The following is a 5603-nucleotide window of genomic DNA, read 5'->3' as shown; positions in this document are numbered from 1 at the left end:
ATTGAGATGCTTTTTGCGGTCTGGACGGGACTCGAACCCGCGACCCCCTGCGTGACAGGCAGGTATTCTAACCAGCTGAACTACCAGACCGTTGCTCTTAGCGGATGCAAATATAGTAGTGTTTTTTATATCTACAAAGCTTTTTTGAGAATTTTTACAAAAATCTTTTTCTACTAATTAAATATGAAATTAATATTTGATGAAAGCCTTTTTTAATATCAACAGCAACATAATCTATTTTATACTGCATGCATTTCATTTTCAAATCATTGAAATATTTTTCAACCTCAATTTTATACTGTTTTTTAACTGAGGAAGCATATAAATTTATTTCTTCTCCAGTTTCAACATCCACAAATTTCTTAGGAGAATTTTCAAAATCAAAATCTAATTCTAGTTTTCCATCATAGGTATGAAATAAAACTACTTCGTGTTTATTATATTTTAAATGACGTAATGCTTCAAATAACTCATTTTCATTCTTCGTAGTTTGAAACATATCAGTAAACAAAAAGATTAACGATCGTCTATGAAGTTTTTCGGCTATTTCATGTAAAACTGCATATGTTTCTGTTGATGATTTAGATTGTTGTTGTAACAAATTTTCTAAATAACTCAACAACATTCTTCTATGCCTATCACTTCCTTTTGCTGGTGCATAATACTCGTTCCTATCGCTATAAATACTTAAACCTACAGCATCGCGCTGGCGTTTTAATAGCTCCATTAAAGCTGCGGAAGCTATTGCAGAAAAGCCAATTTTTGTTAAATTATCTAATGAAGGGTTTTTAACAATTGGATAATGCATAGATGCGGAATTATCAACTATTAAATGACATCGTAAATTAGTTTCTTCTTCGTAACGTTTAACAAATAATTTTTTAGTTTTTGCATATAATTTCCAATCTATATGACGTGTACTTTCACCTTTATTATACAGTCTATGTTCAGCAAATTCAACTGAAAAACCATGAAACGGACTCTTATGCATTCCTGTAATAAAACCTTCAACAACTTGATTTGCTAACAATTCAAGACTGTTTAATTCTGAAATATTTTTTACAGTTAAAGGAGTCATTTGTATTTTTTGATAATGGTAAATATACTATTTTAAACAAAAAGGCCTGACAAATATGTCAAGCCTTTTTAAATACTATTTTTAGATTACATTTTATAAATGTGCATCAATTTTTTGAGCGTAAGTAGCTTTTGGTGCTACACCAACTTGCTTTTCAACAACTTCACCATTTTTAAACACCAACACTGTAGGAATATTTCTAACTCCATATTTAGCTGCAAATTCTTGATTTGCATCAACATCAACTTTACCAATTACTGCTTTTCCATCATATTCAGTAGTTAATTGATCCATAATTGGAGCAACCATTCTACAAGGTCCACACCATGCTGCCCAAAAATCAACCATTACTGGTTTATCTGATTTTAAAACTACTTCGTCAAAAGTTGCGTCTGTTATTTCTAATGCCATACTATATTTTTTTAATTATTAATTTCATTATTTACTCATACAAAAGTAAACAAATATTTTACCATTACAATTCAACATTTATTACTTTTCTCTATAAAACTATTAACAAAAGTAATTTTACTTGAAATTTAAAAAACTTTACTTGCTATTGCTTTAATATTGTCTGATTTTCCCATTGAATAAAAATGAACCACAGGTACTCCTTTAGCAATTAATTCTTTAGACTGTTTTATTGCCCACTCAACACCAACCTGACGTACTTGTTTATTTTCTTTACATTTTTCAACTTCAGTAATCAACTCTTCTGGAACATCCAATCTAAAAACTTGTGGTAAAATTTGTAAATGGCGTTTTACAGCAATAGGTTTTATACCTGGAATTATTGGAACTGAAATACCAAAATCTCTAGCCTTTTCTACAAAATCGAAATATTTTTCATTGTCAAAAAACATTTGAGTTACTACGTAATTAGCACCAGCATCTACTTTTTCTTTGAGCCTTTTCAAATCTGAATCTAAACTTGGAGATTCTAAATGTTTCTCTGGATAACCAGCAACACCAATACAAAAATTCGAATTATATGGTGTTTCAATTGTTTCGTGTAAATATTTACCTTGATTTAAATCTTTAATTTGAGCTACCAACTCTGAAGCATAATGATTCCCTTCTTTAGTTGGTGAAAAATATTTTTCATGTTTCATAGCATCTCCACGCAACGCCATAACATTGTCCAACCCTAAATAATGACAATCTACCAACACATATTCTGTTTCTTCTTTGGTAAAACCTCCACATAACACATGCGGAATAGCATCTACATTGTACTTGTGTTTTAACGATGCACAAATACCCACAGTTCCCGGGCGCATTCGAGTGATTTTTTGCTCTAATAAACCATTTTCTTTAGACTTATAGATATACTCCTCTCTAGATGTTGTTACATCAATAAAAGGCGGTTTAAACTCCATTAACGGATCAATATTATTGTACAATTCTTGTATATTTTGACCCTTTTGAGGCGGCACTATTTCAAATGAGAATAGTGTTTTCCCGTTGGCTTGTTTTATATGTTCTGTTACTTTCATAATTTACTCTGCTAAATTAGGATTTAGCCATTTTTTAGCTGTTTCAATATTCATTTCTTTTCTTGAAGCAAAATCCTGCACTTGTTCTTTTGTGATTTTTCCTAATCCGAAATATTTTGCGTTTTCATTCCCAAAATAATATCCAGAAACTGATGCAGCCGGCCACATTGCCAAACTATCTGTCAATTCAACGTCAATAGTTTCTTTCACGCTCAACAATTCCCAAATTGTTTTTTTCTCTGTATGATCTGGACATGCGGGATAACCTGGCGCAGGTCTAATTCCTTTATAACTTTCTTTTATCAACTCTTTATTAGATAAATCTTCTGAAATTGCATAACCCCAATATTCTTTACGTACTTTTTCATGTAAATATTCGGCAAAGGCTTCAGCCAATCTATCTGCCAATGCTTTAATCATAATTGAGTTATAATCATCGTGGTCTTTTTCAAATTCAGCAGCTAATTCAGCTGTTCCAAATCCGGTTGAGACACAAAAAGATCCAATATAATCTTCAATTCCAGTATTTTTTGGCGCAATAAAATCGGATAAAGCAATGGAAGGAATTCCAACTTTCTTTTTTAATTGCTGACGTAAGGTTACAAATTTAACGTTCACATCATTTCTATCTGAATCTGCGTACACTTCAATATCGTCATCAACAGTATTTGCCGGGAAAATTCCAAAAACAGCTTTCGCATTCAGTAATTTCTCATCTAGTATTTTGGCTAATAATAATTTAGCATCATTAAATAAATTGGTTGCTGCATTTCCTACAACTTCATCAGTTAAAATTTCAGGATATTTCCCGTGTAATTCCCACGTTCTAAAAAACGGGCTCCAATCTATATAATCTACTAATTTTGTTAAATCAAAATCTTCAACAACTTGTGTTCCAATAAAATTTGGAGTTGCTATTTTTGTTGAATTCCAATCAATTTTAAATTTATTATTTCTTGCTTCAGCCAACGGTAAATATTCTTTTCGTTTAGAACGATTTAAATATCCTTCCCTAACTTTTACATAATCTGCTTTTATATCACCTATATACTTTTGATTTGTCCTTTTGTTTAATAAATCTCCAACTACGGTAACTGCTCTTGAAGCATCTAACACATAAATTACCGCATTTTTATATTGTGGATCAATTTTTACTGCAGTATGTGCTTTTGAAGTAGTTGCTCCTCCAATTATTAAAGGAACTTTAAAATTTTGACGTTCCATTTCTTTTGCTAAGTATACCATTTCATCTAATGATGGTGTTATTAAACCACTTAACCCAATAACATCCACATTTTCAGCTTTTGCTGTTTCAATTATTTTTTGTGGAGCAACCATCACACCTAAATCTACAATATCATAATTATTGCACGCTAAAACCACACCCACAATATTTTTACCAATATCATGAACATCACCTTTTACAGTTGCTAATAAAATTTTTCCATTCGCCTGGCTTACGCCATTTTTTTCTGCTTCAATATATGGCAATAAATAAGCCACCGCTTTTTTCATTACACGAGCCGATTTTACCACTTGAGGTAAAAACATTTTACCTGAACCAAATAAATCTCCAACAACATTCATTCCAGTCATTAAATTAATTTCAATAACTTCAATGGGCTGTGTAGCTTTTATTCTAGCCTCTTCAACATCTTCAATAATAAATTCATCTAATCCTTTTACCAATGCGTGTGTAATTCTATCTTGTAATGATTTTTCTCTCCAAGACAAATCAATTTTACGCTCTTTTGTTGTACTTACAACGGTTTCTGCAAAATCTAATAAGCGTTCTGTAGCATCACCTCTTCTATCTAAAATTACATCTTCAACACGTTCTAATAAACCTTTTGGAATTTCATCATAGACTTCTAACATTGTTGGGTTTACAATACCAATATTCATTCCTGCTTTTATAGCGTTGTATAAAAATACTGAATGCATTGCTTCACGAACTGAATTATTTCCTCTGAAAGAAAACGATACATTACTAACACCTCCACTTACATTTACATTTGGTAAATTTTCTCGAACCCAACGTGTAGCTTCAATAAAGTCAATAGCATTTCTTTTATGCTCATCCATCCCTGTTGCCACAGGAAATATATTTAAATCGAAAATAATATCTTCTGAAGGAAAGTGGACAATGTCCACCAGTATTTTATAAGATCGTTTTGCTATTTCAATTCTACGCTCATAATTATCTGCTTGTCCAACTTCATCAAAAGCCATAACTATAACAGCGGCTCCATACATTTTTATCTTCTTAGCCTGCTCTATAAATTGTGCTTCACCTTCTTTTAAAGAAATAGAATTCACTACACATTTTCCTTGAGCAACTTGTAAACCAGCTTCAATAATTTCCCATTTTGAGCTATCAATCATAATTGGGACACGTGCAATATCAGGTTCAGCAGCAATTAAATTCATAAAACGAACCATAGATTCCTTACCATCTAATAAACCATCGTCCATATTAATGTCGATAATTTGTGCACCACCATCTACTTGATGACGAGCAATTGCTAATGCCTCATCAAATTTATCTTCTTTTATCAATCGTAAAAACTTACGAGAACCTGCAACATTTGTACGCTCACCAACATTGATGAAATTGCTGTTTTCATTCAAGATTAGAGGTTCTAATCCTGATAGCTTTAAATATTTTTTACCCTCACTCATCATTCAACATTTCTAAATTTATAGGTGTCAACTGCATCAGCAATTGCTTTAATATGTGCTGGTGTTGTACCACAACAACCTCCTATTATATTCACTAAATTTTTATCTAAATAGGTTTTAATTTGACTTGCCATTTGTTCTGGTGTTTCATCGTATTCACCAAAAGCGTTTGGTAAACCTGCATTTGGATGTGCTGAAATTGACAGTTTAGATTTTTGTGCCAATACTTCTAAATGAGGTGTTAACTGACTTGCGCCCAAAGCACAATTAAATCCGATTGATAACAATGGAATGTGTGAAACTGAAATTAAAAATGCTTCGGCTGTTTGACCAGATAAAGTTCTCCC

Annotated in this window: 5 protein-coding genes and 1 tRNA gene; all 6 read right to left on the bottom strand. The window is 31.9% G+C overall.

The features are described from left to right. Nucleotides 1-16: 16 nt before the first annotated feature. A tRNA-Asp gene (locus GQ540_RS07950) sits at nucleotides 17-90 on the bottom strand. A gap of 64 nt (nucleotides 91-154) precedes the next feature. Continuing rightward, the gene (locus tag GQ540_RS07945; RefSeq protein WP_291799822.1) at nucleotides 155-1078 is read right to left on the bottom strand and encodes a DUF58 domain-containing protein; all 924 of its coding nucleotides are present in this window, start codon (nucleotides 1076-1078) and stop codon (nucleotides 155-157) included. Nucleotides 1079-1171: 93 nt separating this feature from the next. Beyond that, nucleotides 1172-1489, bottom strand: coding sequence for a thioredoxin (trxA, locus tag GQ540_RS07940; RefSeq protein WP_291799821.1), 318 nt, complete (start codon nucleotides 1487-1489; stop codon nucleotides 1172-1174). A 128-nt stretch (nucleotides 1490-1617) separates the two neighbouring features. Then, nucleotides 1618-2574, bottom strand: coding sequence for a methylenetetrahydrofolate reductase [NAD(P)H] (gene metF / locus GQ540_RS07935; RefSeq protein ID WP_291799819.1), 957 nt, complete (start codon nucleotides 2572-2574; stop codon nucleotides 1618-1620). Nucleotides 2575-2577: 3 nt separating this feature from the next. After that, nucleotides 2578-5259, bottom strand: a complete 2682-nt coding sequence (gene metH, locus GQ540_RS07930; protein WP_291799817.1) for a methionine synthase — start codon at nucleotides 5257-5259, stop codon at nucleotides 2578-2580. Beyond that, nucleotides 5256-5603: homocysteine S-methyltransferase family protein (locus GQ540_RS07925; protein ID WP_291799816.1), on the bottom strand; the 348-nt coding region annotated here is incomplete at its 5' end. The genes GQ540_RS07925 and metH, both read right to left, overlap by 4 nt.

This window comes from Lutibacter sp. (genome assembly GCF_013139515.1).
GTDB lineage: Bacteria > Bacteroidota > Bacteroidia > Flavobacteriales > Flavobacteriaceae > Lutibacter.
The sequence above is the reverse complement of the archived record's forward strand: the minus strand, read 5'-3'. Positions and strand labels throughout refer to the sequence as shown.